The organism is Larkinella sp. C7, from assembly GCF_006149005.1.
In the GTDB taxonomy this organism is placed as follows: Bacteria; Bacteroidota; Bacteroidia; order Cytophagales; family Spirosomataceae; genus Larkinella.
Genome location: NZ_VBSL01000003.1, coordinates 156,136 through 180,742, shown reverse-complemented (window position 1 = coordinate 180,742; position 24,607 = coordinate 156,136). Strand labels below are relative to the sequence as shown.

Below are 24,607 nucleotides of genomic sequence, written 5' to 3'. Positions count from 1 at the left end.
ACGGCCCATTTAATGCGCTAGTCAAATGAATCGTTCCTACGGAACTTACTACTTGGAACGCAGCAATTTCTACAAAATGGTCATGCCTAATGGCATTTCTGATCGGTTCAGACAACAAATCACTATTATCTACAAAATGGTCATGCCTAACGGCATTTTTGGCTGGTTCAGATAACAAAGACTATTTCATTTCTGACCGGTTTAAACGGCATTGACGGGCGTTTTAAACCGGCCTCTCTCCGATTTTCACACCGTTTTTTTCCGGTTTTCGATGAAAACCGCCGTCCCGATAAACGCGATGATCAACAGTGAACACACCAGATCGACCACTTTACCGACGCGGATCGAAACCGGATCAAATTTGAAAACGATCGTATGTTTTCCGGCCGGAACGCGCATCGCCCGCAACACGTAATTCGCCCGCAGGTGCGGCACCTCCTTGCCATCGATGGTGGCCTGCCACTCACCGCGAACGTTGTAATAGATTTCGGAGAAAACCGCCAACTGCTCGGTGGTCGCGTTGCTTTCGTAGATCAGTTCATTCGGTTTGTAACTGGTCAGGCGAATCGAATTGGCGGCCGAATCGGGCTGGATTTTCAAGCCGGTCAACTGTTCGGCAAACCGCTGATCGACCACGGCAGCTTTGGCGGTATTCAGGCTGTCGAGGGCTTGCATTTCCTCGTTGGCATTCGGCACCAGCCGGTAAGTCTCCACAAACCAGGCATTGCCCAGCGCCCCCGGATTCCGTTGCGCCACCGGCGGCCCCGGCGCCTGCTGTGGGTTAGCGGATTGAAGCTGCGTAATGAAATACTTCGTATTCAGCATGTTGATGACATTCATCGCATTGGGTGCCGTTTGGGGTTCCCGCAAATTCCGGTAAAGCTGAAACTCTGCCAGCTCCTGGTACCGGCGCAGTTTGGCCGCGTGATAGCCTCCCAGCGACTTGTGGAAATACGACGCTTTGGCGTCGCTCATGAAGCTGGCGGTCAGGTCGAGCACCCGGAAATCGAGGGCTTTGTCGGCCAGAATCTGCTCGTCGGCGGCTGTTGGCGTAATCGTCTCCTGAATCGCCTGTTTGCTCACAAAATCATCGTTGTTGAAATACCGCTTGTCGACGTTGAACAAATCAAAAATCATCAGCGCCAGCAAAACCGGGTAGAAAACAAGGGGTTTGATGCGGTTCCGAACGAACAGCCAGATCAGGCCACCGACCAGCAAAATCAGAATGGCCGACCGGAAAGCGTCGGAACGCAGCATGCCGATGCGGTCGTCGATCATCGCGGCAACAACCTGTTCGGCCAGCGGTTTACTTTGCAGACCCTGTTCCAGATTGTTCAGCATCATCTCGTCGTTGTTGCCCCGGAAGCTTTGAAAAACCGTGGGTGCCAGCGCCATCAGCAGCGAAAAACCGGCCGTTGCGCCCAAACTGATCAGCAGCGGGCGGTTGAGTTGAGCCGCCGAATATTTTTTATCGACAATCTCTTTCAGGGCCAGAATGCCGAGCAGCACCAGCGGCAACTGCGCCAGCGTGAGCGTCATCGTGACCGCCCGAAACTTGTTGAAAGCCGGGAAGTAATCGAAAAAGGCGTAGTTGAAAGCCGGAAAGTTTTTGCCCCAGGCCCAGGCAATGTACAGAAAAGCGATGCCAAGCGCCCACCATTTCAGCCGACCGGGAACAATCAGCAAACCGAGTACGAACAGGAAAATAACGATGGCCCCCGCATAGGCCGGGCCGCTCTGGCTATACAGATTTCCGTGATACATCGGCAATTGCTGCACAAACTGTTGAGCATTGCCCGGATCGACGCCGATGCCGGTCATTTTTTTGTAAGTCTCCGAGTCCGTCGTGAGCGAACTGACGGATGGGCCACCGGCATAATTGGGAATGAGCAGCGTAAACGTTTCGCCAATGCCGTAGCTGTACTGAAACGCGTAGTCTTTCCCCAAACCGTCTTCGGGCGTCGTGGCTGCAGCCGCCGGCGCACCGGGTTCTGCTTTGGGTGTTATGGTCAGTTCGGATTTCCCACGCGTCGTAACGGTCACGTAATCAGCGGCATTCCAGAGCCGGGTGGTGTGCGTCCCAACGGCGAGAACAGCCGCAACACCCAGTGCCGACAACGCCAGCAGGAGTTGGCGGATTCGCCCTTCCCGGATGGCGACCACGCTCTCGATCAGGACATAGATGATGATGCCAAAGGCCAGATAATACGTGATCTGCACGTGGTTGGCGTAGAGTTCGAGGCCCAGAAACAAAGCCGCCAGCGCGGCCCCGGTGAGGTATCGACCCCGCAAAGCCAGAATGACGCCCCCCAGTATCCCCGGCGCGTAGGCCAGGGCCAGGATTTTTGAAACGTGACCCGCTTCCAGACTCAACAAGGTGTAGGACGCAAAACTATACGCAATGGCTCCCAGGGCCGACAACCAGACGTTGACGCCCAACGCCAGCATGAGCACAAAACCGCCCACCATCATCAGCCAGATGTAGTTGGCCGGGTCGGGAAGCAGTAAATTGATGTATTGACCGAGTTTGTGGGTCAGGCTGGTGGGATAATCGCCGGAAATCATATAAGCGGGCATTCCACCGAACATGCTGTTGGTCCACCACGCCCATTCGCCGGTTTGTTTGTGGTACTCGACCACTTCGCGACCGGCCGCAACGGACTGAATGATATCGTGTTGATTCAATCGTTTGCCCTTTAAAACGGGCGAGCAATACAGGACGGCCAGAACCGCAAACCCAATGACGGCGACTAAGTGAGGAAGAAAGCGTTTGAAATTCATACAATCGTTAGGAATACGAAGCGCAGCGCAGCGATGAAATAACGAGTAAAGAAACGCTTTTTTCCAACACGGCGGAAACTCCGCCCGTCACTTTTTCAGTTCTTTGAGGTCTGCCAGGGTGCCTTTGATGCGGTTTACGATCCGGCTGTCGTCCAGGGCGCTGTTGCCATCCGGGCTGATCAGCTTACTCCGGAATTCAATTAGATAATTCGTATTCTTCTTGTCAAACAACGCCTTCAGAGCGACGTTGTCGAATTTTCCGGGTTTGAGCGTCACCGGAAAAACCACGGGCGTAACGGCCTGCGCTTTGATGAGGATGGGTTCCGGCTGGCTTCCTTCCGCAACGACATCGCCGTCGATGCTGACAATATAGTGGGTATCTTTAAAATTCAGAGGGAATTTGTTCCGGTTTCCAATCTCCACTTTCGCAGCCAGATCCGTCTGTTTAAAGCTAATTTTACCAAAATCAATAGCCGTTACTTTAATGGTGGGAAGGTAAAGCGTCGGCAGCTTCTTTTCGGTTTTGACTGAAAACGACCGCTGTCCCAAAACCGGCACGTCCAGATCGAAGGTTGATCGAATCGTGTAAACCGTACTATCGACGTTTTGCTGGTCCAATTGCTCGAGAATGTTCATAAACCGCTTGTAGAGCAGTTTGACCGGAAGCGTAACCAGGGTGCTATCGCCAGCTTCCAGTTCGACGGTTTTGCGGTAGCTGTCTTTCATGACCAGCGCCGTGTCGATATAGACTTCGTAATCGACGCGTTTTGCCTTAAAACCGACCGGCAACGGATTGTCGATCAGGACCTTCATGCTCATCATAAGCTGGTCATCGTCGATGTCGGTAATCAGAAAAGAGGCCAGTTCCAGCCGGGGGACTAACACGGTTCCGTGGGGTTCATCAGCCGCCCGTTTCTGCTGACGCTGGTACCAGATATAAGCGCCGATGAAGCCGATCAGTAGCAGTCCCAGTGCAATAAGCCATCCTTTTTTCATTCTATTGAGTTACTTGTCGGGTACTAAACCGTCCTACTATGAGACTGTTTACCAAGTATTCACTATTTTTATGGAAGCAAGAAATTACGAATTTTCGATGGTCACAGGTACAGAGAAGAAAGTATACACCTTCGAGGAGTACGAAGCACTGGAAAGAGAAGAAGGAATTCGGTATGAATTCTTTGATGGCGAAGTCTTTGCGATGGCCGGAACGACCAAAAGGCATAACGCAATCGTTCAATCGTTTGCCCGGATTTTGTACCCCTTCGCCCGGAAAAGCGGCTGTTCCATCTTTACAGAAAGCATCAAGCAAAAACTAAAGACCGGCGAAAGATACGTTTATCCGGACGTGATCTACACCTGCGAGCCCGCCGATCTGGCCGATGATTCAGAGACGGTTGTGCAATCGCCCAGCTTGTTGATCGAAGTATTTTCCGAGTCTTCACAACGGTTCGACATCCAGGATAAACGACTTGAATACTTTAAAATTCCGTCTTTACAATACTATTTGCTCGTGTCTCAAAAGCACTACGGCGTTGAACTCTATGAACGCTCCGCCGATTTCTGGAAATACACGATTTATGACGGTCTGAACGCCAAAATCGCGTTGGAGAAACTGGGGGTTACAATGACGCTGGCAGAGATCTACGAAGGTATCTGAATCTTTATCATTTCATCTTCACCACCGTCACCCCGGCCCCGCCCCGGTCGGCGTGTTCGTCCTGCATGGAAACGACCTGCGGAAAGGTTCGCAGGTGATTGCGCACCAGCGTTCGCAGAATACCATCGCCTTTGCCGTGTACGATCCGGAGTTCGGCGTAACCCAGCATCAGGCCGTTGTTGATAAAATTATCCAGTTCCACCATCGCTTCCTCGCCCCGCTGCCCCCGAATGTCGAGGTTGAAGCTGAAGTTCATCATCTTCTCGTTCAGGTCGATTCCCTGCATTTTGGGCCGGGCGGTTTCCCCAACGGCTTCGCGATAGACTTTCCGGCTGACTTTCTCCAGCCGGTTGAGTTTGATCGTTGATTTCAGGTCGCCAATCCGGATTTCGACGTCTTTTCCGCGCAACGCCAGCACCTCGCCAATCGTCGATTGCCCTTTGATCTGCACGAAACTGCCCACGGCGATGGCCCCCGATTCGGGCAAAAACTCCTCCGGTTCGACCTTTTCCGGTTTTTTACGGACTTCCTCCACCAGCGTTTCCGGCTTCAGTTCTTTTTTGTCGAACTGCTCCAGTTCCTGCCGAACCAGCCGCGTCATATCCCGCTCGGCCTTGTTTTCCTTGATTTCGCGGATGGTATTTTCAATCCGCTGATTGGCCTCCGCCACCAGCGCTTTGGCTTTTTGCTTGGCTTCGTTCAGGAGCCGTTTCTGGTCGTTGTCGAGCCGGGTTTTGAGGGCGTTGGTTTCGGCCAGTTGCTGGGCCAGTTTGCGCTGATTGATCCCGACTTCCATGTTTTTTTCGGCAAACACCCGCTTCTCGATGTCCAGCTCTTTCAGCAGTTTTTCGAGGTTCACCTGCTGCGAGCCCAGCTTTTCTTTGGCCCGGTCGATCAGCGGTTTGGGCAGGCCGATTTTCGAGGCAATTTCGAACGCAAACGAACTGCCGGGTCGGCCAATTTCGAGTTCATACAGCGGTTCGAGGTGTTCGCCGTCAAACCGCATCGCGCCATTGACCAGTCCCGTGGTTTTGTCGGCAAAGAGTTTCAGGTTGGTGTAGTGCGTGTTCACAACGCCGTAAGCACCCGATTTGGTGAGTTCTTCCAGAATGGCTTCGGCAATGGCCCCACCCAGCCCGGGTTCGGTTCCGGTACCAAACTCATCGATCAGAAACAGCGTTTTGCGGTTTGCAAAGGTCACGAACGCCTTCATGCTGGTCAGGTGCGAGCTGTAGGTACTGAGGTCGTTTTCAAGCGATTGCTCGTCGCCAATATCGATGAACAGATTCTGGAAAACACCCGCCGTGGAGCCCTCGATCACCGGAATCAGCAAACCGCTCTGGATCATGTATTGCAGCAAGCCAATCGTTTTGAGTGCCACCGACTTCCCGCCCGCGTTGGGTCCCGAAATAATCAGAATCCGCTGGCCCGAATCGAGCAGCAGGTTCAACGGAACCACTTTTTTACCCTGTTTCTGAAACGACAGATGCAGCAGCGGGTGCCGCGCCTGGAGCCAGTCGACCAGCGGCTGGTTGACCAGTTTTGGCATCCCGGCGTCGATTTGCAGGGCAAATTTGGCTTTCGCCCGGATGAAGTCGATCAACCCCAGAAAGGTGGTTGCGCGTTGTAATTCAGGCAGGTAGGGACGAAGCAGGGCAGTCAGCTCGCGCAGGATGCGGGCCACTTCGCGCCGTTCTTCGTACTCCATTTCGCGGATTTCGTTGTTGGCATCGAAGACCTCCGCCGGTTCGATAAAAACCGTCTGCCCCGTGGCCGACTCGTCGTGGATAAAGCCCTTCAACCGCCGTTTGTGTTCTGCCGAAATCGGAATCACGACGCGACCATTGCGGATCGTGAGCGAAATATCATCCGGCATCCAGCCCTGCTGGCGGGCGTTTCGCATAATTCCATCCAGTTTTTTGCGCAAGCCAGCCTGTTCGCTGATGATCCGCCGGCGAATGGTAGCGAGTTCGGGCGAGGCATTGTCGCGGACGTGGCCCCGGTCGTCGATGACGCGCTCGATGGCTTCGGTCAGCTTTTTGTCCACCGTAATGGCGTCAGCGAGTTCGTTCAGATACGGGTAAACTTCTTTTTCTTTTCCGGCCAGAAACCGCAGGCACAACTGGATGGTCCGAAGTGTCAGTTTCAGGTCGAAGAACTCCTCTTCGGTGAGCATCATGCCCTCAATCCGGACTTTGGCGAGCTGCGGGCGAATGTCGAGATAGTTGGACGACGGAAATTCCGGTTCATACTGCACGATGGTCTTGAACTCGGCCACCTGCCGGAGCATTTTATCGATCAGTTGGAAATTGTCGGAAAACCGGATTTTATCAACATACGACTGCCCCAGCGGGCTGATACAAGCCTGCCGCAGCAAGTCGCGGATTTTATCGAAACCTAATTTTTGTTCAAATGAATCGGGGTATAGCATCTACTTATCTTTGAAAATGTACCCACGGTGTAAGGAATGTCACGGACGAAAGTCCGTGGGTACGTTAAAATAACACCAGAGATGGCCAAGCGGTTCTTTTAAAACGGCTTCCAATACCTTCTCCCAATCAGAAAAGGTATTTTTCTCCCTAAAAGCCGTAAAACTACGCAGTGAAAGTCAATTCCCGATTTTTTACCTTGTCCACTCGTTTAAAACTACCCTTAACACTCTGTGAATCATGAATAAACCACTGCGCATTCTTTCCATCGACGGGGGCGGGACCCGGGGTCTTATTCCGGCTACGATTCTGCAATGCATCCAGCAGGATACCGGCAAAAAACCGCTGGACTTATTTGATTTATTTATTGGGACGTCAACCGGCGGTATTATCAGCATTGGACTTTTCTTTGGTCTTGAGACCGGCCAATTGGTTGATTTGTACCTTAACAAAGCGGAGGAAATTTTTGATGATAGCTGGTTCGATGACGTGAGGGACGGTTTCGGCAAAAAACTCGGTTCCGATTATTCCAATGATAATCTGAAAAAGATTTTAAAGAATCTGTTTGCAGATACAACCCTGAAGCAAGTCCATGAAAAACACAATCCCAGCTTAGGAGAGGGCGAATTACGGAAGATTTTGATGGTTCCCAGCTTTGATCTGAATCCGACGGTCAAGGTTGGTGACGACATGAAACCTACTAATTTCCGGGCCATTGTCTTCAATTCGTTTTTGAAGCGCTATGAAAAAGACACTTTGGTTGATCTGGCTTTGCGGACTTCGGCCGGACCGACTTACTTCCCTATTTATGAAAAACAATACATTGACGGCGGGGTGGCGCTGAATCATCCGGCGATGGCGGCTGTGGCTTTTGCCATCAATGATAATGAATTCGGCCCCGACGATGGAGAAACGCCCGATTACTGTTACCCGGACGGATTAAGAAAGGGTCTGGGATTGGAATTAAGCGAGCTGCGGGTTCTGTCGATCAGTTGTGGTACATCCAACAAGAATTTTGTTCCAAAAAACGATATCAAAACCGGCGATTGGGGTGAAATTCAATGGGTAAAGTACCTGCCCGATCTGCTGACGGAATCCAATGTACAAGTTTCGGAATACTATGTCAGTCAGGTACTTACAAAAAAAAGGTACAAACGACTGGCTCCCACCTTCGATGATCCGGACATTGCCGATTTAAAACCAATTTTTAACAAAATAATTGGCCTGGATGAAGTAAAAAAAGACGTTCTGGAAGGCATGCAGGAATGTGCCAAGCGGTATTATACAAAACACAAAGACGCCATTCTGGCCTTTGTAAATCAGGAATAAGCCCGGCAAATTCTTTTGAAACGAGACAACTTTCAATAAGTTGCCCCATCTTGCACCCATGAATTCGTTTAAATTGATCGAATGCCCCCGCGATGCCATGCAGGGCCTTCCCGGTTTTATTCCGACAGCCGACAAAATACGGTATCTGAACGCGCTGCTGCGGGTGGGATTCGACACGCTTGATTTTGGCAGTTTTGTGTCCCCCAAAGCCATTCCGCAGATGCGCGACACGGCGGAGGTGCTGGCCGGTCTGGACCTGAGCGGAACCAAAACGAAGTTACTCGCCATCATCGCCAACGTACGCGGGGCGGAGCAAGCGGTTTCGTTTCCCGACATTCAGTACCTCGGTTTTCCGCTGTCGGTCTCCGAAACGTTTCAACTCCGCAACACCAACAAAACCATCGAACAGGCGTTTGCGGAGGTAGAAGCCATTCAGCACCTATGCGCTGCCCACCAAAAGCAGTTGGTCGTTTATCTGTCGATGGGTTTTGGCAATCCGTATGGTGACCCGTACAACCCCGAGCTGATTGGACAATTTACTGAACGGCTGATCCAGACCGGCATCGAAATCATCGCACCGTCCGATACCGTCGGTTCGTCGACACCCGAAAGCATTGAGACCCTGTTCCGGTATTTGCTGGCCACGTTTCCGGCCATCGAGTTCGGCGCCCACCTGCACGCCCGCCCGGAGCAGGTCACCGAAAAAGTGAAGGCCGCTCTGCGGGCGGGAGTTCGGCGCATCGACGGGGCCTTGCACGGCCTGGGCGGCTGCCCGATGGCGTCGGATGACCTGACCGGTAATCTGCCGACGGAGCACATCGTCTATTTACTTGAAAAAGAAGGAGTTGAAACCGGAATAGATCAAAATCGCCTGACCGAAGCACTGGTTTTATCCTCCGAAATTCTCAATACCCACGAACCGCCGGGCGGCCCCGTTTAGTGCGCAGATACGTTACAGAAAAACCGCCTGCACCTCGTTCTTGACGGCTTTGAGACCGGCCACCGTGGGCTGGCTATTCTTCTGAATCACGATGTCAAAAATCTTCTTCGACAACTCCAGGGCGGGCGATTCGGGCGAAACTTGCCCGGCGGCTTCGTTGATGAGCATAATCACCTCATTCATGGCGTTCTGCACCTCTTCCCAAACGGCCTGACTCATATAAATCTGCTGGGAGACGTTGTGATTGTATTCTTCCCGGATTTCGCGCAGCAGCAGTTGTTGCAGATCCAGCGCCACCGGGGCCTCAGCGCTCAGCCGCAACAGCAGGTTGGCGGGGGTGATGCGTTCCAGAAACAGGGCCATCCGTTCGTAGGCCTGGAGCCGCAACGGGGTTACCTCGCTGGTATACCGGTTTTTCAGATCGACGCGCTGCTTTTCGGCTTCGCGCTCAAGCATCAGTTTGACGGTTACATACATTCCGTATAAAACCAGACCGGCCGGAACCAGCAATTTTACTAAATCAGGGACAAAATCCATACGTAATTTTCAAGCGTCTTTGATCGACTTTCCATTATCCACCACCAGCGCCGGTCCCGCAGGCAGCGTTGCCAGGCCGGTGGCGAAAGCCACACACTGAAAACTGGCAATGGGTGGCTATATTGTGGGGTAAAGTTTGTAAATTTCAGTCAGCAAACGGAATTTTTACTTAGTATGTTTATTGAAAGCATCAAAAATCCGGTTCGTTTGACACCACAAGCCATTGATCAGATTCAGGAGACGTTCCGGGCCAACAAAATCCCGGATACCTATGGGTTGCGGGTTGGCATTCGGGGCGGAGGCTGTGGTTCATCGTGGGTCCTGGGTTTCGACCAGCCCGGCCAGGCGGATGAGGTATTCGACATTGATACCATTCGGGTAATTATCGACAAAAAACACCTGCTTTACGTGTTGGGGGTAGAAGTCGGGTATGAGAATACGGAAGACGAACGCGGTTTCACCATTCAGAAACCGGAGCCGACGGTAGCCGAACCCCAGTAATTGATGCGGGGAGTATGCCAGAAATTTTGGCATGATTTTGGGGTTATATCAGGCAGGGAAAGCCTTTTCATCCATTTTTGTTGTGAGTATACTCAACAAGCATATCTTCCTGATTCTATCGATTCTGGCACTCGGGCTGTCAGTTTTCTTCTATTCCGTGCTGGAAAGGGGCGCAATCAGTGCGGCCCATGAACAGTATTTGCAGACGACTCAGGAACGGATCAAAAATGAACTGAACACCAGTTCGGAAGAGCTCCAGGCCGTCAGCGAATTGCTTCGGGAGAAAGCGCCACCCACCTTTGCCGGCCTGAGCCGGGAAACAAAATATCCGTATTACGTCTTCCGCAACAGGCAGCTCCTCTACTGGTCCGACTACCGTTTTATCCCTGATTATCAACAACTAAAGAGCATTCTATACCCCCGGCTGATGTCATTTCCGCAGGGCAAATACCTGGTCAGTCGGCAGTTTGTCAAGCAGGGTACGGATTCGCTGGAGGTGTTTTCGCTTGTCAATGTCTACCGGCATTACCAGACTGAAAATGGTTACCTGCGCTCGGGATACAACCCGGATCTGTTTTCGCTGACACCGCAGGAAATCTCGGTGGAAAAAAGCAGCATTTACGAAAGCATGTATGACCAGACGCCGGTGTTTCTGTTTTCGGTCATTCCTCCGCAAATGGAGGGCTATCAAAACCAGACTTCACCCGTCAACACGGTCATTCTGGCCCTGTTGTCGGTCTTTTTCATGGGCATTTACCTCGTTCGCCGAACCCTGAATTTACGTCGAAGCCGGCATTATGGGGCGGGTTTTGTCATTCTGGCCCTGTATCTGATCGTTCTTCGGGCGGTGATGCTGTATTTCGGCGTTCCTTTTTTGTTCTTTGAAACCGATCTGTTCAATCCCGGCTATTTCGGTTCGTCGGTGGTGGCACCTTCTCTGGGCGATCAATTGCTGAACTGCATCGTGATGGTCATTCTGGCCCTGTATCTGGCCAGCACCTTTTACCGCACCCGCTCCTACTACTGGCTTCTGCGCCAGTCGGATGGGTTAAAAGCCCTCGTTTCGACGATCACGGTTGTTCTCAGTTATAGCGTATTTTACGGATGTTTCCACGAACTGAATACGATCTACGAGAAGTCCGGTTTTACGCTCGATATTACGCTCAGTCTTTCCTTTTCCAGCTTAAAAATGGCCTGCCTGCTGGTTTTTATCGGCATATCGACGGTTTTTTTTCTGCTTCAGTATGTTTTTTCCAGTCTGTTCATCCGCCTGAATTTAACCCTGTGGCGGGGCCTGCTCTGGTTCCTGGTAGGCACCCTTCTGTCGGTCTTGCTTTTCTGGCAGGACTCCATGCCAATGCCCTGGATTTTAGCGATCCAGGGGGTGTATTTTATGGTGCTGTATGTGAGTCGTTTTCCGCGCGCGCTGTATTCATTCCGGTATAAAACCACCCTCTACCTGTTTTTTACGGCTTTTGTCTGCGCGACCGTAGCAACCTATGTCGTTTACAATCAGGGCCTGAAAAAAGATCTCGTCAACAAACGGAAATTTGGCGAACAGTTGCTGGTCGAAAACGATGCATTTGGCGAATTTCTGCTCAACAAGTCACGAACTGCCATCACGCAGGACGCCGAAATTCGGCGGGTCATGGCCAGTGACACCCTGCTGCTGCGCGAACGCATCCAGCAGCGGGTCAAGAATGTTCACCTGGATAGGTATTTTGAACGGTATTCGATCGATGTTCTGATTTTCAACTCAGGCAATCCATTCCCGGGTAATCCGCAGGCAGAAACCCATTATCGGAATTATGCCGAGCGTTTCCGGCGGGATCAATACCGAACCCAATACCCCGGTATTTATTTCATCAACGATGCCGGCAATAACTTTATCAAGCAATACGTCCAGTTTTTCGACTTCAAACTGGGTGAAAACCGGGTGGGGCATGTCGTGCTCGATCTGAAATTAACCCGAAATCAGTCCGGGCGACTGGATCCCAACCTGCTGACTGACAAAAAATTCATGCAGGCCCCCGAAACACAAATTTACAATTATGCCATTTACAGCCCCGGAAAGCGAATGCTGTACAATTCCGGGGAATACAACTACGACCGGAAGTTACCGGCATCCCTGCTGGGTGACCGTGTTTTGTTCGACCAGGGCGTATCACACGAAAACTACAAACACGTTGGTTTGCGGGATGAAAGCGGCCGGATTGTCGTCATCTCATCCCGAAACTACCCGATTCGCAACCTCTTTTCCAATTTCTCCTTTCTCTACCTGGTTCTGATTCTGTATATCCTGATTCTGATCCTGATCTATTCCATCCGGTTTGGCTTCTCCCGGTTTTACATCAATTACTCGACTAAAACGCAACTCTACCTCAACGCAGCCTTCTTTTTGCCGCTGGTGCTCGTTGTCGCCATTACGTTTGGCGTAATTAGTTCCAATTATGATGCGTATCAACAAACCACGTACCTGACCAATGCCAAGAACATCAGCTCCAATTTCCGGGGCGACTGGACCAGCTTTTTGCAGGGAACCACCAGCAAGGCGTATCTCGAGGAGGAACTGAAGAAAATCACGCAGGATGACGATATCGACATCAGTATTTTCGACAAAAGCGGAACCCTCTTCTGCTCGACCCAGCCGCTGGTCTACGAAAGTGGTCATTTATCGAAACGGATCAATCCGGAAGCGTATATTCACCTGGCTGAAGGGAAAGAAAACCAGGTTTTGCTGACCGAGTCGCTGGGAACGAAGCAATACCGCACGGCGTATGCCAGCATCAAATCCTACGATGGAGAGTTGCTGGGCATGTTGGGCGTATCGCATTTCAATTCCGAACCCGAACTCGAACACCAAATGATCGACGTCGTTTCTACGGCGCTGAGCGTGTTTACGGGTCTGTTCATGGTCTTCCTGCTCGTTTCTTACTGGGCTTCCAACGTTTTGACCAAACCGCTCAAAATCATCACGCAGAAAATCCGCAAAACCAACCTCGACCGGTTTAACGAGCCGCTGGACTGGAAATCGGACGATGAAATCGGGTTGCTGATTGGCGAATACAACCGGATGCTGGTGAAATTGGAAGAGAAAAAGCAGGCCCTATCACAAAGTGAGAAACAGTCGGCCTGGCGGGAAATGGCCAAGCAGGTTGCCCACGAAATCAAGAATCCGCTGACGCCGATGAAGCTGACGCTGCAGCACCTGCAACGCACGCTGCAATCCGACAGTCCGACGGCCCGGCGGGTGTTGCAACGAACGCTGGAGACGCTGCTCGACCAGATCGACAACCTGAGTGACATCGCTACGTCGTTCTCCGACTTTGCCAAAATGCCTTTACCCAAAAATGAGTTGTTTGAAATCACCTCAGTGATCAATAAAGCCGCCGACCTGTATGCCGACGATGGCAAAATCACGTTGATCCGGGACATTTCCCCGTATCCGGTGATGGTTATGGGCGATCGGCAATTGATTGGCCGCATTCTTACCAATCTGATTATCAACAGTGTACAATCCGTTTCGGCCGACCGGAAGCCGGTTATTAAACTACGGCTAACGGTTACCGACGATCACATCAATATTGAAATCAGTGACAACGGGGCAGGGGTTCCCGAAGCCATTCGCAGTAAAATTTTCCTACCCAACTTCAGCACAAAAGAGGGCGGCTCCGGCCTGGGGCTGGCCATTGCCAAACGCGGGATCGAACACGCCGGTGGCAGCATCTGGTTTGAAACCGCAACCGGAGAAGGAACCACCTTTTTCATCAGTTTACCACACATTCCGCCCATCGGTACGGGCAGTGGACTGAAAGGCGAAAGCATCGGGCTCAATTAACAACGCTGAAGGCAAAGCGAAAAACCGCCTTTAGTTTTTCTCACTCGGAACGTCATCGTCAATCGTAACGTGCTTCCAGTTCTCACCCGAACGGATCCGGTTCAGTTGGGTGTGTGTGATGCCAAACTGCTTGGCGATCATTTTCAGGCGGTTCTTCTCATTCTTCAATAACTTTTTGATCATCTTCACCTTCGACTCGGTCAGTTTATAATTCCGGGTCCGGCGCGGAATTTCGCGGTTCAGGATGTTCGGGCTGGTGCGGTTGTGTTCAATCATTTCCTCTTTCGTTACCCACTTCAGGTTCTGAAAATGATTGTTTTTCTTGTCGTGGTCGAGGTGAATGACGTACTTCTGCTCCGGGCTTTCGCGGTTCAGAAACAGTTCGGCGATCAACTTGTGAAAATACCGGTTGATCGTTTTGCCGCCGGTACGGATGTTGAGTGAACGATAACCCTGAATGATCGATCCATTGATGAGCGTGCCATCCTTCGGATCGTTTTGAAAACTCTTCAGTCGGCCGTAATTCGAAACTTCATAGCGGGGCGGGTTTTCAACTCCCTCAAAGTTGATCGCCACCCATTTCTCATTCCAGTAATTGCTGGTCCTTTTCTCGGGCATGTTTAGGCTAATTCGGTTAGTCATCGGGTATGTTTGTTGAATGAACAATTAACAAAATAAACGGGGAAGCCGGGAATGAAATATGGTTAAAAGTGTCAATAATTCATTGAAATAGACAAGTTGAGAACAATTTAGTAAAACTTAATCGTTCCCACAAATTTTATTTTGTTTAACATTTTTCAATTTTTGTTAAACAAATATAGGCACAATTTTTGGCATAGCAAGTCGATCAGAAAAGTAACAATAGAGATGAAGTGGCCGGAATGGTATATACGCAGTAGGGCCGGATTAGGATTTGAAATAGAAACTAAACTGCTGTCCCGATAGTTTTCTGGGAAGAGTCGAATAAAAAATGTAGTAATGAAAAGCAAAACATTAGTCATTGGGGCTTCCGAAAACCCGGAGCGCTATGCCAACAAGGCCGCCAATCGCCTGGTGCAGCATGGCCACGCCGTCGAATTACTCGGTCTGCGGTCGGGAACGGTTCGGGGTAATCCCATTCAGACCGGGCAACCGGAATTGAAAGATATTGATACCGTTACCCTCTACGTTTCGCCCAAAAACCAGACGGGCTTCTACGAATACATCAAAGAGTTGAAACCCCGGCGGGTGATTTTTAATCCGGGAACGGAGAACCCGGCTTTTGAGAAAGACCTGCAACAGCAGGGCATCGAACCCATCGAAGCCTGTACGCTGGTAATGCTGGCCACCGGGCAGTACTAGGAGTTATGAGTTAAGAATTAAGAGTTCACTTTTAACTCTTGATTCTTAACTCTTAACTCATATAATTCTCTCTCACCACTTTATCAGCGCGGAGGCCCAGGTGAAACCGCTGCCGAAAGCCGCCAGACAAACCACGTCGCCGGGTTGAATGCGGCCCTGTTCCCAGGCTTCGGTCAGAGCAATGGGGATAGATGCGGCTGTGGTGTTGCCATACCGCTGAATGTTGTTGTAAACTTTCTCGGCGGGCAGCTTCAGTTGCTGGCGAACGTAGTCCGAAATGCGGATATTGGCCTGGTGGGGCACCAGCAGCGCAATGTCTTCGGGGCCATAACCGTTCGCTTTTAGCGCTTCATTGATCACTTCCGCAAACCGCACCGTGGCGTGTTTGAAAACCGCGTTGCCGTTCATGACGACATCAAAACCGCCTTCGTCGACCATCTCTTTGGTGGCCGCGCGCGAAGGTCGGCTGCTGCCCGGATCCCGAACGTAGAGGTCTTCGGCATAACGTCCATCCGCGTGCAGGTGGGTCGACAGAACGCGGTGTTCCGGATCGTCGGTGGCCTGCAAAACGGCGGCTCCGGCGCCATCCCCAAAAATGACGGCCACACCCCGGCCCTGGTTGCTTTTGTTGATCCAGGTCGATTGAATTTCGGAACCCACCACCAGCACCTTTTTGTACATGCCGGTTTTGATGAACTGATCGGCAATGGACAGGGCATACACAAAGCCCGAACACTGGTTGCGGATGTCGATGACGCCGATGCCCTCCAGCCCCAATTCACGCTGCATCAGGAAACCTGAGCCGGGGAAGAAATAATCGGGCGTGATTGTCGCAAAGACAATCAATTCAATGTCAGTCGTTTGCAAACCCGCCCGGTCGATGGCCATGCGGGAAGCAGCCGCAGCCATGCTGGCGTTGGTGTCTTTTCCGTAGGTAAAATACCGCCGTTGCTCAATCCCGGTGCGTTCCCGAATCCACGCGTCCGACGTATCCATGTATTGCGTCAGATCCTGGTTCGTGACGACGTTTTCGGGAACGTAAAATCCCAGACCGGTGATGGTGGAATAGGTCATAGAAAGGAAATGGGAGGCTGACTACACGCCCTGAATCGAAAACGTGTATTCTTCCATAATCAGATTGGCGAGCAGCTGGCGACAGGCCGTATCGACCGTTTCTTTCGCTTTTTCCTCCGACTCCGCTTCGACTTCCAGGCGGATGTGTTTGCCAATCCGGACATCTCCCACCGAATCGATGTGGAGGTTGTGCAGTCCCAGTTTTACGGCTTTGCCCTGTGGATCCAGAATTTCCTTCTGGGGCATTATGTCAATTTCAGCAACGTATTTCATGTTTGAAGCAGATCAGCAGTGCGGAATTTAGGGGTTAAAATTCAATCCGTCACGGCTTGTTTTTAGCAAAGTATGAGATCAAAATGTATAAAGCGATCACCAGCGGTACGGCTGCGAAGTGCAAAAATAACAACAGAAACGCTGATCCGATCAGAAAACTGAATTTTATGCGGTTTTCACGCCAGCCGAAGGATTTGAATTTGAACGCCAGCAAGGGCAATTCGGCCACCATCATGAACGAGAAAACAATCAGGAGAAACAGCGTGATGGGGTTTTGCCACAGAAAAGCAAATTGCGGCTGGTAGTGAGCCATGAGCGGAAATGCCGCAATGAAGATGGTGTTGGCCGGAACCGGCAAACCAATAAACTGGTCGGACTGGCGGGTGTCGATGTTGAAATTGGCGAGTCGCAAGGCGGCTAAAACCGCAATGGTGAAGGCCAGATACGACCAGTTTCCGAATCCCAGCGACCACAGGGCCTGGTAAACCATCGTCGCCGGCAAAACGCCGAACGTAACGACGTCGGCCAGCGAATCCAGTTCTTTCCCAAACGGCCCCGACGCATGAACCAGCCGGGCCACAAAACCGTCGCCAAAATCGAGCACACCAGCCAGTAGAATAAGCCAGGCCGCCGTGTCGGAATGGCCGCGCAGGGTCATTACCAAACCGATGCAACCGCACAGCAGGTTGCCGCAGGTCATGGCATTGGGCAGGTGGCGAAGCAATTTCGTAATGGATGTGATGGCTAAGTGAAACACGCTCGTCCGAAAACGATGGTGTAAAGCTACACGAGAGAGTTGTCAACTCAAATTTTGGCCGAAAGAAAAACGAATCGGTGTGCGCGGTTTTCAGAAACCGGTCACATCGATATTTTGCTGATGCCTTCCTGCCGACTGTTCTGGTAGAACGAAATCTGAAGGATCAGCCGGTGGGCAATCTGCTGTAGGGCTTCCTCGGTGAGAAATCCCTGGTGGGCCGTCAGCAACACCCGTGGGTGCGTCCGCAAGCGGTTTAGCAGGTCGTCGGTGATGGGCTGGCCGGAAAAATCCCGGTGAAACCACTTCTTCTCATTCACATACACATCAGCCGCATATCCGGCCAACGCATTGGCATCCAGCGCATCCAGAACCGCTGCGGTATCGACCAGCCCACCCCGGCTGGAGTTGACCACAATGGCCGTCGGTTTCAGTTGCGACAGAGCCGGTGCGTTCAGAAGCTGCCGGGTTTGGGCGTTCAGCGGGCAATGCAGCGAGATCACATCGGATTCGGCCAGGAGCGTTGGCAGGGCAACGTAGCGGACGCCCGCGTTGAGCAGCGGCTGATTCGGTTTGATATCGAACGCGAGCACCCGACAGCCAAATCCCAGCATGATCTGGCAAAAAGCCTGACCAATGTGCCCCGTGCCGATTACGCCAACGGTTTTTCCGTGTAAATCCTGTCCCGTGAACCCATTGATCGAAAAATTGCCCTGCAAAACCCGCTCGTGTGCCTGCGGAATGTGCCGAACCAGCCCCATCAGCAGCGCAACGGCATGTTCGGCAACGGAATAGGGCGAATAGCCCGGCACGTGTAAAACCGTTATGCCCAGTTCGTCAGCGGCTTCCAGATCGACATTGTCCAGCCCCACGCAACGCATGGCCACCAACTGAATGCCCAGCGATCGGAGCGATTCTAAAACCGGTTTGCTCAAATCATCTTCCACAAACGCGCAAACCGCTTCGTAACCGCTGGCCAGGTGACTGGTTTGTTCGGTCAGAATCTCGTCGATAAACGTGATGGTATGGTGCGCCTGGTACCGGATAAACCAGTCCCGTTCGTAAGCGGCTGTACTGAAAAAGGCAATTTTCATAGCTCCTGGATTTTATGCAAAAGTACGGTAATTAGCCTGGATGCCGCATGACTTTCATCACTTCGACCAATGACCCTGATTGCCAAAATCCCGGTTTGTGAGCAAAGTCGTTCGCCTAGCCCAACAACCGGACGGGCTGCGATTCACGCCGACAAAGCGGCAAAATCCTCGTCCGACAACACAATCCGGTCGGCGGCCAGATTCTCGTTCAGGTGATCGAGTGAGCTGGTTCCGGGAATCAGCAGGATGTTGGACGACCGTTTCAGTAACCACGCCAGGGCGATTTGCGCCGTTGTGGCCTCGTGTTTTTCCGCGATTTCCCGAATTTTGGCGGCCAGTTTCTTTGGCCCGGACGCCAGTGGATACCAGGGAATGAACGCCATGCCGCGTTGAATGGTGTAATCCAGAACCGCTTCCCACTTCCGGTTGCCGAGGTTATACAGGTTCTGGACCGATACGATCGGCAACACTTTCTCGGCGCGCTCAATCTCCTTGATGCCCACCTCGGACAAACCGACATGGCGAATTTTCCCCGCCTGAACGGCTTCCACGACCGGGCCGAGGGTTTCTTCAACCGGGATGTCGGGGTCAAACCGGTGAAGTTGCCAGAGGTCGATGCGCTCCAGTTTCAGCCGCTGCAGGCTGCCGTCAATCGCCTGCCGGATGTGATCCGGGTCGCCGTTGGTCACCCACTGATTGGGGCCGGTTCGGTCAAAACCGCCTTTGGTAGCAATGATCAGTCCTTGTTGATACGGATGCAGGGCATCGGCAATCAGTTTTTCATTGGTATGCGGGCCGTAGGAATCCGCCGTATCGATAAAATTCACGCCCGACTCCACCGCTTTCTGCAAAACCGCCTTCGCCGTTTCGCGGTTCTGCGCATCGCCCCACACCCCAAAACCGGTCAGTTGCATGCCGCCGTAGCCCAACCGGTTGATTTCCAGATCGCCCCCCAGTCTGAAAGTTAATGCTGTTTGTTCTGTTGTGTTGCTCATGGTATGGTTTGTTGATTCATTCCACCACAACACAAGATCAATCCGGTTCGCGTTCCAATTCAGGGCGAAAAATTAGTCTGTGACCCTTCCAACCAAACGACAAAACCGGGAGTCCGTCTATCTGATATGACCTCAATTTTCCCCGATCCAATGAAAAATACCCTACTCTCGACCCTGTTTATCTTCCTATTTCTCACCGGTTGCCTAACAGACCCTTCGGTCGAACCCGAGCCCGTCACCGTGTGCCCACCACCAGCCGTCATCCTGAGCCGTGACAGCATTGCGAGTGGAAGTTACCTCGGTCTGACGATCAACGATGAGGCTGAAAAAGCGTATGCCGGGCTTCAAACCCTCCGGCAAACCACGGGCATTACCTTTTTAAACGTCGTCAGCAATAACACGTCGGACCTTGCGCAGTTGCGTGAACGCCTTCCTCTCTACCAATACATTTTGCTGGATCAGAACCAGGGAACCGACTCCGGTGTTCAGATCACCATCGAAGCCGATCAGGTTAAAAGCATTTATCTGAACAGTGGCAGACAGCTCTCGCAGTGGCCTGCGAACTTACAAGCGGCCTCTTCTATCCGGCTCGGAGACGCCACGGGTTCGCTGTATACCAAACTTGTCAAAATCAGAGCGGTGCGTGCGTATGCCAATAAATTTGAGCGCATCTCACTCCTGACAAAAAATCTCGCTGCGGCCTATGATCCAGCCATGCGCCAATCGCCACAGTGGTATTTCACGTATAATCCCGGCGCTGGCCTGATGGACGAAGTTCAGGTACATTTCAAAGACGGTAAGATCAGCTACATTTCCACGATTCGCTACAAAATGGATTGAAAGGCGGTTTTGTGGTAAAAGTCAGCCGCCTGATCGAGAGCGTATTTTCCGATCAGGCGGCTGACTTTTTACCTGACAAATTTCAACACTTCTGCCACAAACCGGTCGGTTTCCGATATAAACGGCTCGTGGTAGGATTGGTCGAAGGTAACAAACGTCGGCGCGGTTTTCGTCAGCAAATCCCGGGTTTCGTAGCCAATTTCGATGGGAACAACGCCATCTTTTTTGCCCCAGAACAAGGCCACCGGAATCTGGATGTTTTTCAGAAACGCGCTCCGGTCATACCCCCGGATGGTCGTTTCGCCGTATTCCGAATACGCTTTCGGATGCGAGAACTGGGCCAGAGCGGTGTTGGGTGAGGCAAATAAATAATTGATGACAAACTTCTTATCGTCGTAAATCGAAACCGGATTGCCGTCCAGGTCGAGCATTCGTTTGTAAAGCTCGGGCCACTCATAGGTTCCCAGATTCTCGGCGGTTACGGGCCGGGCCTGAACGTACTGCTCGATGGCAGTATTGTTCTGCCGACGGGCTTCACGCAGTACCCACTCCCGCATCTGCACCAGCCAGCGGTAGGTCGAAAATGTACCGTTAACCGCGATCAACCCGCTGACCAGCTTCTGGTTATCGTTTGTCGTCAGAAATTGCCACGCCAGTTCCACGCCGAAACTATGCGCCACCAGATAAATTTGGGTGTTGGGATATTGCTCTTTCAAAAGCTTCACAACGTAATATGCATCTTCGCCGAACTGCTCGTAAGTCAACGTTTTCACATCCACTTTTCCCGACGACGACCCGGCAATCCGCTGGTCCCAATAGGCCACGGCCACATCGTTTTCCAGTCCTTTGAGGTAATGACGGTAACACATGGCGCAGTCGCCGGGACCGCCGTGCAGAAACAGAACCAGTTTGTTCGACGCCAGATTGCCGCGCACCCAGATGGGCATATCCGCGCCTTTGTGCCGTAAATAAAGCGTTCGGTCGGTCGTCGTTGCGTCGTCTTTTTCGCAGGCAATGAGCGAAACCGCCACCAATAGGAACAGGTATTTATAGAGCGTTTTCATTTGTTTTTCAAGGGTTTGCGAATACCACATTCGATTCCAAAGCGCATCAAAGTCGACGCGTTGTAGGGCCGTTGCTGCATCAGATTCAGTTTGGCATACCAGGCGAGTGAGCGGTTTTTCCGGATCGACAGATCGCGCCCGAAACCGACCGAAACCGTTGGCAGATAAGCTCCGCGACCGGCCATTTTCACCCGCCGAAAACCGCCGTTTTCATCGACCTCGAAGGTTTTTCCCGCCAGAAAATACCGGAAATACGAGTTGGAAAGCCCGACTTCAAAGGTGCCACCCCGCCGACCCGTCCGCTGGTAAGCCAGTTCGGGCGAAAGGATGAGCCCCACGTGGTTGTCGGGGTGATTGTAAACCGCCAGTCCGGGTGTCAACAGGAATTCTTTCCGCGCCGAATTGCGGGCTTTGATGCGGGAAATGAGCGGGTATTCGTAGGCCACTTTTAGCCCGTAATGGGTGACGGTTTCGCCGAAATAAGCCACCCGCAGTTGCTGGGCGCTGGCTTCCGGGCCGGGCAGGGCGACAAAAACCGCCAGCAGCAGGAGCCCGGTTCTGGTGTAATGTTTCATGTTCATGGTATGGTGTTGTTTATCAAGCTGTAAAGGTCGCTGATCGGATGCAGATGCAAGGTGTCAGAAGATGCGAAAAAACGATCAGAAGGCGACAGAAAACGCCAAACGAGTCCTACCTTTGACGGGCTATTTTAAAAACCAGACCGATTATGCACCTGACCAGAGCAGACCTAGAAACCACCGAACGAATCAAACGTCTGAATATCATCAACTCCGTTACCGGCATCAAACCGGCCAACCTCATCGGATCGGTTTCGAACGAAGGGCAATCCAATCTGGCCATTTTTAGTTCGGTGATTCATTTGGGGAGCAATCCCGCCCTGCTGGGGTTCATCCTGCGGCCCGACCGGGAAGCGGGGCAGCATACCTACGAAAACATTCTCGAAAATGGTTTTTACACCATCAACCACGTTCACGAATCGTTTGCGGAACAGGCCCATTACACCTCCGCAAAATTCAAACGCGACGAGTCGGAGTTTGACAAATGCCGCTTTACGGAAGAATACCTTTCCGGTTTTAAAGCGCCTTTTGTGAAAGAAAGCAAGTTGAAACTGGGTATGAAGTTTTTGCAGGGCATTCCGATTGAAGCCAACAATACAATGCTGATCATCGGCGAAATCGAGCATCTGATCGTGCCGGACGAAGCCGTCGATGAGCAGGGACATATTGATCTGAGCCACGTTGACGATGTGGGCATTTCGGGCTTGAACAGCTATTATAAACTGGAAAAAATCGCCCAGTTTCCGTATGCCCGCCCGCAGTCGCTGCCCAATTTCGCCGGAGAAACTGACTAAATGAAAAAGCAGGATTTACCCACAAAAATCTGTGTGGTTTGTGGAAGACCGTTTAGCTGGCGAAAAAAATGGGAAACCGTCTGGAGCGAGGTGAAATATTGCAGTGAACGATGCCGACGAAACAAAAATACCGTGTTATAAGTCGCTGCGCATTCAACCGTTCCAGACCACATCGGCGGTATTGGCCCGGTTTCTTCGCGTTATCCACCACTCCACAAAAACCAGATTCGGCACCCAGCATAACCAGGCTACGACCGGGAATGCCACCGAAAACGGCAGGTGAAAAACCGCTAGCTCGACGGGTAAGATGATCCGCAGTGTCACCGCTGATAGGGTGGCGGCATAACTGCGAAACATCCATTCCTGATGGCTGCGGATCTGGCCCCGACGGATGGCCTGATAGGCGCGGAACGTCGTGTAAAACCAGGCAATTGCCAAACCGGCAAAACCCACAGCCGCCACCCAGCCCGTGCTGGCAAACCAGGCTGCGCAGAATGCGGCCACGCTCGCTACCAGGATGCTGAACACGTAGAGTTTTCCCAGTCGCCGGTGTAACCCCACCCGGCGCTGGCGGAGTTGGCGGGAGAATTGAAACGGCCCCAGACTCAGCGCAACAGCACCCAGACCAACGTGGGTGAAGAAGACCGTTCGCCAGAACAGGTTGCCCAGCGGTTTGTTGTTGAGAAAACCGGGTTGGTAGCCCGGCAGAAAATAGGCCAGGGCATAGATTGCCACGCCGAAAATCAGGAAATACCCTAACCCGGTGGCGACCTTGCTAAAGAGCCTTTTCAGGAGCATTGTGTTTTCGAAAATTACGGGTGGCAGGTTCAGATTGCAAATCTTGATCAGCCGCCCATGTGCGAATCGTTGTTGATGTACTCGAATTTATGGTTCCAGACCAAGGCAATCTGCGTAGCGCGCTGGCGAGTTAACTCGGCATTCGTTCCCTCGAAATGCTCCGTGAGCGTTTCCGAAAACAGCGTCAGCCACCGCTCAAAATGGTCGAGCGTCAGCGTATGTTGCTGGTTGATGAGCAGATGGGGACGAAACGGATGACCGTGATAGGCGTCGTTGCCCAGAATGATGTTTTCCCAGAAGGCGTACATCTTGGGTAAATGCTTCGCCCAGTCGACGTGGGCGACATCGGTAAAAATGGGGCCGATGAAGTCGTCGGCCTGTACTTTCTCATAAAATGAATCCACCAAAAACCGGATGGCTTCCGGTGAATCCAGCGTTCGTTTGCTCATCAACTCCCGGTTTTATACGTTACTACGTTGAGAACACATTTTCGTAGACTTCCGGTTTAAACCCGAGTGCAATAATCTGATTTTCTGCTTCGATCAGCGGTCGGCGAATCACCGATGGCCTGTCGATCATCAGCGCGATGGCGTCTTCCATCCGGGTCGGTTTTTCGGCCTCGGGCAGTTTTTTCCAGGTCGTTCCGGCGCGGTTCACCAGTTCTTCCCACGGTTTTTGCGTCAGCCAGTGTTCAATCGTTTTCCGGTCGATGCCCTGTTTTTTGTAGTCGTGAAACTGGTACGCAATGCCGTGTTCAGCCAGCCAGACGCGGGCTTTTTTCACGGTATCGCAATTCGGAATGGCGTAGAGGGTGTACATGAATGGCGTTTATGAGCCGCAAAAGTAGCGAATTTGCGGGTTGTAATCAGCGGTTTTTGTAGAGTAGTTTGGCGCCGGATTTCTCTTTTAAGTTCAACTCAGCTAGCCACCGCAACGGGGTTTCCCCGCACAGAAACGATTCCTTTATCATGAAATTTGTTCATTCTTCTT

At 51.9% G+C, this 24,607-nt stretch carries 24 protein-coding genes; 9 read left to right on the top strand and 15 right to left on the bottom strand.

Features of this window, described 5'->3' with window-relative positions; translation table 11 throughout:
* Nucleotides 1-246 precede the first annotated feature (246 nt).
* Both FH871_RS09145 and FH871_RS09140 read right to left on the bottom strand, forming a co-directional pair.
* Nucleotides 247-2,781 carry a YfhO family protein gene (locus FH871_RS09145; protein ID WP_138991142.1) on the bottom strand — a complete coding sequence of 845 codons (2,535 nt, stop codon included), beginning with the start codon at nt 2,779-2,781 and terminating at the stop codon, nt 247-249.
* Nucleotides 2,782-2,868: 87 nt separating this feature from the next.
* The gene (locus tag FH871_RS09140; protein WP_138991141.1) at nt 2,869-3,777 is read right to left on the bottom strand and encodes an LEA type 2 family protein; all 909 of its coding nucleotides are present in this window, start codon (nt 3,775-3,777) and stop codon (nt 2,869-2,871) included.
* Nucleotides 3,778-3,874: 97 nt separating this feature from the next.
* On the opposite strand from FH871_RS09140, the gene FH871_RS09135 reads away from it, so the two are divergent.
* The gene (locus tag FH871_RS09135; protein ID WP_138991140.1) at nt 3,875-4,438 is read left to right on the top strand and encodes a Uma2 family endonuclease; all 564 of its coding nucleotides are present in this window, start codon (nt 3,875-3,877) and stop codon (nt 4,436-4,438) included.
* A gap of 7 nt (nt 4,439-4,445) precedes the next feature.
* Here the strand turns inward: FH871_RS09135 and FH871_RS09130 are convergent, their stop codons facing one another.
* Nucleotides 4,446-6,869: an endonuclease MutS2 gene (locus FH871_RS09130; protein WP_138991139.1), complete on the bottom strand. Its 2,424-nt coding sequence runs from the start codon at nt 6,867-6,869 to the stop codon at nt 4,446-4,448.
* Nucleotides 6,870-7,107: 238 nt separating this feature from the next.
* Here FH871_RS09130 and FH871_RS09125 point away from each other — a divergent pair, with 238 nt between their 5' ends.
* On the top strand, nt 7,108-8,196 hold the full coding sequence (locus FH871_RS09125; RefSeq protein ID WP_138991138.1) for a patatin-like phospholipase family protein: 1,089 nt from the start codon (nt 7,108-7,110) through the stop codon (nt 8,194-8,196).
* 58 nt (nt 8,197-8,254) lie between these two features.
* Nucleotides 8,255-9,136: a hydroxymethylglutaryl-CoA lyase gene (locus FH871_RS09120; RefSeq protein WP_229317151.1), complete on the top strand. Its 882-nt coding sequence runs from the start codon at nt 8,255-8,257 to the stop codon at nt 9,134-9,136.
* Nucleotides 9,137-9,148: 12 nt separating this feature from the next.
* Here the strand turns inward: FH871_RS09120 and FH871_RS09115 are convergent, their stop codons facing one another.
* On the bottom strand, nt 9,149-9,673 hold the full coding sequence (locus FH871_RS09115; protein ID WP_138991137.1) for a hypothetical protein: 525 nt from the start codon (nt 9,671-9,673) through the stop codon (nt 9,149-9,151).
* Between the two features lie 174 nt (nt 9,674-9,847).
* Here FH871_RS09115 and FH871_RS09110 point away from each other — a divergent pair, with 174 nt between their 5' ends.
* Together FH871_RS09110 and FH871_RS09105 are read left to right on the top strand one after the other, a co-directional pair.
* On the top strand, nt 9,848-10,174 hold the full coding sequence (locus FH871_RS09110) for an iron-sulfur cluster assembly accessory protein (protein WP_138991136.1): 327 nt from the start codon (nt 9,848-9,850) through the stop codon (nt 10,172-10,174).
* Nucleotides 10,175-10,256: 82 nt separating this feature from the next.
* Nucleotides 10,257-14,012, top strand: coding sequence for a PAS domain-containing sensor histidine kinase (locus tag FH871_RS09105; RefSeq protein ID WP_229317150.1), 3,756 nt, complete (start codon nt 10,257-10,259; stop codon nt 14,010-14,012).
* Nucleotides 14,013-14,042: 30 nt separating this feature from the next.
* Here FH871_RS09105 and FH871_RS09100 read toward each other — a convergent pair whose 3' ends face one another.
* Nucleotides 14,043-14,630 (bottom strand): HNH endonuclease, encoded by a 588-nt coding sequence (locus FH871_RS09100; RefSeq protein ID WP_138991461.1) that lies wholly within the window; start codon nt 14,628-14,630, stop codon nt 14,043-14,045.
* A 360-nt stretch (nt 14,631-14,990) separates the two neighbouring features.
* Between FH871_RS09100 and FH871_RS09095 the strand changes: the two genes are divergently transcribed.
* Entirely contained in the window at nt 14,991-15,353 is a 363-nt protein-coding gene (locus FH871_RS09095; RefSeq protein ID WP_138991134.1) for a CoA-binding protein, read from the top strand.
* Between the two features lie 72 nt (nt 15,354-15,425).
* Here the strand turns inward: FH871_RS09095 and FH871_RS09090 are convergent, their stop codons facing one another.
* The 5 genes from FH871_RS09090 to FH871_RS09070 all read right to left on the bottom strand — a co-directional run bounded on the left by FH871_RS09090 (nt 15,426) and on the right by FH871_RS09070 (nt 19,543).
* Nucleotides 15,426-16,427, bottom strand: coding sequence for a 3-oxoacyl-ACP synthase III family protein (locus FH871_RS09090; RefSeq protein WP_138991133.1), 1,002 nt, complete (start codon nt 16,425-16,427; stop codon nt 15,426-15,428).
* A gap of 21 nt (nt 16,428-16,448) precedes the next feature.
* A complete protein-coding gene (gene purS, locus FH871_RS09085; RefSeq protein WP_114408823.1) occupies nt 16,449-16,700 on the bottom strand; it encodes a phosphoribosylformylglycinamidine synthase subunit PurS in 252 nt (83 codons plus the stop codon).
* Nucleotides 16,701-16,749: 49 nt separating this feature from the next.
* A complete protein-coding gene (pssA, locus tag FH871_RS09080; RefSeq protein WP_306439233.1) occupies nt 16,750-17,433 on the bottom strand; it encodes a CDP-diacylglycerol--serine O-phosphatidyltransferase in 684 nt (227 codons plus the stop codon).
* A 125-nt stretch (nt 17,434-17,558) separates the two neighbouring features.
* Nucleotides 17,559-18,548 (bottom strand): 2-hydroxyacid dehydrogenase, encoded by a 990-nt coding sequence (locus FH871_RS09075; RefSeq protein WP_138991132.1) that lies wholly within the window; start codon nt 18,546-18,548, stop codon nt 17,559-17,561.
* 143 nt (nt 18,549-18,691) lie between these two features.
* Entirely contained in the window at nt 18,692-19,543 is an 852-nt protein-coding gene (locus FH871_RS09070) for an aldo/keto reductase (RefSeq protein ID WP_138991131.1), read from the bottom strand.
* A 150-nt stretch (nt 19,544-19,693) separates the two neighbouring features.
* Here FH871_RS09070 and FH871_RS09065 point away from each other — a divergent pair, with 150 nt between their 5' ends.
* Nucleotides 19,694-20,383, top strand: coding sequence for a hypothetical protein (locus FH871_RS09065; protein WP_138991130.1), 690 nt, complete (start codon nt 19,694-19,696; stop codon nt 20,381-20,383).
* 68 nt (nt 20,384-20,451) lie between these two features.
* Here FH871_RS09065 and FH871_RS09060 read toward each other — a convergent pair whose 3' ends face one another.
* Together FH871_RS09060 and FH871_RS09055 are read right to left on the bottom strand one after the other, a co-directional pair.
* Entirely contained in the window at nt 20,452-21,447 is a 996-nt protein-coding gene (locus FH871_RS09060) for an alpha/beta fold hydrolase (RefSeq protein ID WP_138991129.1), read from the bottom strand.
* Nucleotides 21,444-22,028, bottom strand: coding sequence for a hypothetical protein (locus tag FH871_RS09055; RefSeq protein ID WP_229317149.1), 585 nt, complete (start codon nt 22,026-22,028; stop codon nt 21,444-21,446). The genes FH871_RS09060 and FH871_RS09055 overlap by 4 nt, the downstream gene beginning before the upstream one ends.
* A 146-nt stretch (nt 22,029-22,174) precedes the next feature.
* On the opposite strand from FH871_RS09055, the gene FH871_RS09050 reads away from it, so the two are divergent.
* Nucleotides 22,175-22,819, top strand: coding sequence for a flavin reductase family protein (locus tag FH871_RS09050; RefSeq protein ID WP_138991128.1), 645 nt, complete (start codon nt 22,175-22,177; stop codon nt 22,817-22,819).
* Entirely contained in the window at nt 22,820-22,960 is a 141-nt protein-coding gene (locus FH871_RS09045) for a DUF2256 domain-containing protein (protein WP_138991127.1), read from the top strand.
* Between the two features lie 12 nt (nt 22,961-22,972).
* Here FH871_RS09045 and FH871_RS09040 read toward each other — a convergent pair whose 3' ends face one another.
* The 3 genes from FH871_RS09040 to FH871_RS09030 are packed head-to-tail and all read right to left on the bottom strand — an operon-like array spanning nt 22,973 to nt 24,436.
* Entirely contained in the window at nt 22,973-23,617 is a 645-nt protein-coding gene (locus FH871_RS09040; RefSeq protein ID WP_138991126.1) for a DUF2306 domain-containing protein, read from the bottom strand.
* Between the two features lie 47 nt (nt 23,618-23,664).
* Nucleotides 23,665-24,066: a group III truncated hemoglobin gene (locus FH871_RS09035; RefSeq protein WP_138991125.1), complete on the bottom strand. Its 402-nt coding sequence runs from the start codon at nt 24,064-24,066 to the stop codon at nt 23,665-23,667.
* A 22-nt stretch (nt 24,067-24,088) separates the two neighbouring features.
* On the bottom strand, nt 24,089-24,436 hold the full coding sequence (locus FH871_RS09030) for an ArsC family reductase (protein WP_138991124.1): 348 nt from the start codon (nt 24,434-24,436) through the stop codon (nt 24,089-24,091).
* Nucleotides 24,437-24,607 lie beyond the last annotated feature (171 nt).

Coding starts and splice junctions, on each gene's coding strand:
- FH871_RS09145 (WP_138991142.1), bottom strand. CDS start 2,781: ATGAATTTCAAACGCTTTCTTCCTCACTTAGTCGCCGTCATTGGGTTT.
- FH871_RS09140 (WP_138991141.1), bottom strand. CDS start 3,777: ATGAAAAAAGGATGGCTTATTGCACTGGGACTGCTACTGATCGGCTTC.
- FH871_RS09135 (WP_138991140.1), top strand. CDS start 3,875: ATGGTCACAGGTACAGAGAAGAAAGTATACACCTTCGAGGAGTACGAA.
- FH871_RS09130 (WP_138991139.1), bottom strand. CDS start 6,869: ATGCTATACCCCGATTCATTTGAACAAAAATTAGGTTTCGATAAAATC.
- FH871_RS09125 (WP_138991138.1), top strand. CDS start 7,108: ATGAATAAACCACTGCGCATTCTTTCCATCGACGGGGGCGGGACCCGG.
- FH871_RS09120 (WP_229317151.1), top strand. CDS start 8,255: ATGAATTCGTTTAAATTGATCGAATGCCCCCGCGATGCCATGCAGGGC.
- FH871_RS09115 (WP_138991137.1), bottom strand. CDS start 9,673: ATGGATTTTGTCCCTGATTTAGTAAAATTGCTGGTTCCGGCCGGTCTG.
- FH871_RS09110 (WP_138991136.1), top strand. CDS start 9,848: ATGTTTATTGAAAGCATCAAAAATCCGGTTCGTTTGACACCACAAGCC.
- FH871_RS09100 (WP_138991461.1), bottom strand. CDS start 14,630: ATGCCCGAGAAAAGGACCAGCAATTACTGGAATGAGAAATGGGTGGCG.
- FH871_RS09095 (WP_138991134.1), top strand. CDS start 14,991: ATGAAAAGCAAAACATTAGTCATTGGGGCTTCCGAAAACCCGGAGCGC.
- FH871_RS09090 (WP_138991133.1), bottom strand. CDS start 16,427: ATGACCTATTCCACCATCACCGGTCTGGGATTTTACGTTCCCGAAAAC.
- purS (WP_114408823.1), bottom strand. CDS start 16,700: ATGAAATACGTTGCTGAAATTGACATAATGCCCCAGAAGGAAATTCTG.
- FH871_RS09075 (WP_138991132.1), bottom strand. CDS start 18,548: ATGAAAATTGCCTTTTTCAGTACAGCCGCTTACGAACGGGACTGGTTT.
- FH871_RS09070 (WP_138991131.1), bottom strand. CDS start 19,543: ATGAGCAACACAACAGAACAAACAGCATTAACTTTCAGACTGGGGGGC.
- FH871_RS09065 (WP_138991130.1), top strand. CDS start 19,694: ATGAAAAATACCCTACTCTCGACCCTGTTTATCTTCCTATTTCTCACC.
- FH871_RS09060 (WP_138991129.1), bottom strand. CDS start 21,447: ATGAAAACGCTCTATAAATACCTGTTCCTATTGGTGGCGGTTTCGCTC.
- FH871_RS09055 (WP_229317149.1), bottom strand. CDS start 22,028: ATGAACATGAAACATTACACCAGAACCGGGCTCCTGCTGCTGGCGGTT.
- FH871_RS09050 (WP_138991128.1), top strand. CDS start 22,175: ATGCACCTGACCAGAGCAGACCTAGAAACCACCGAACGAATCAAACGT.
- FH871_RS09045 (WP_138991127.1), top strand. CDS start 22,820: ATGAAAAAGCAGGATTTACCCACAAAAATCTGTGTGGTTTGTGGAAGA.
- FH871_RS09040 (WP_138991126.1), bottom strand. CDS start 23,617: ATGCTCCTGAAAAGGCTCTTTAGCAAGGTCGCCACCGGGTTAGGGTAT.
- FH871_RS09035 (WP_138991125.1), bottom strand. CDS start 24,066: ATGAGCAAACGAACGCTGGATTCACCGGAAGCCATCCGGTTTTTGGTG.
- FH871_RS09030 (WP_138991124.1), bottom strand. CDS start 24,436: ATGTACACCCTCTACGCCATTCCGAATTGCGATACCGTGAAAAAAGCC.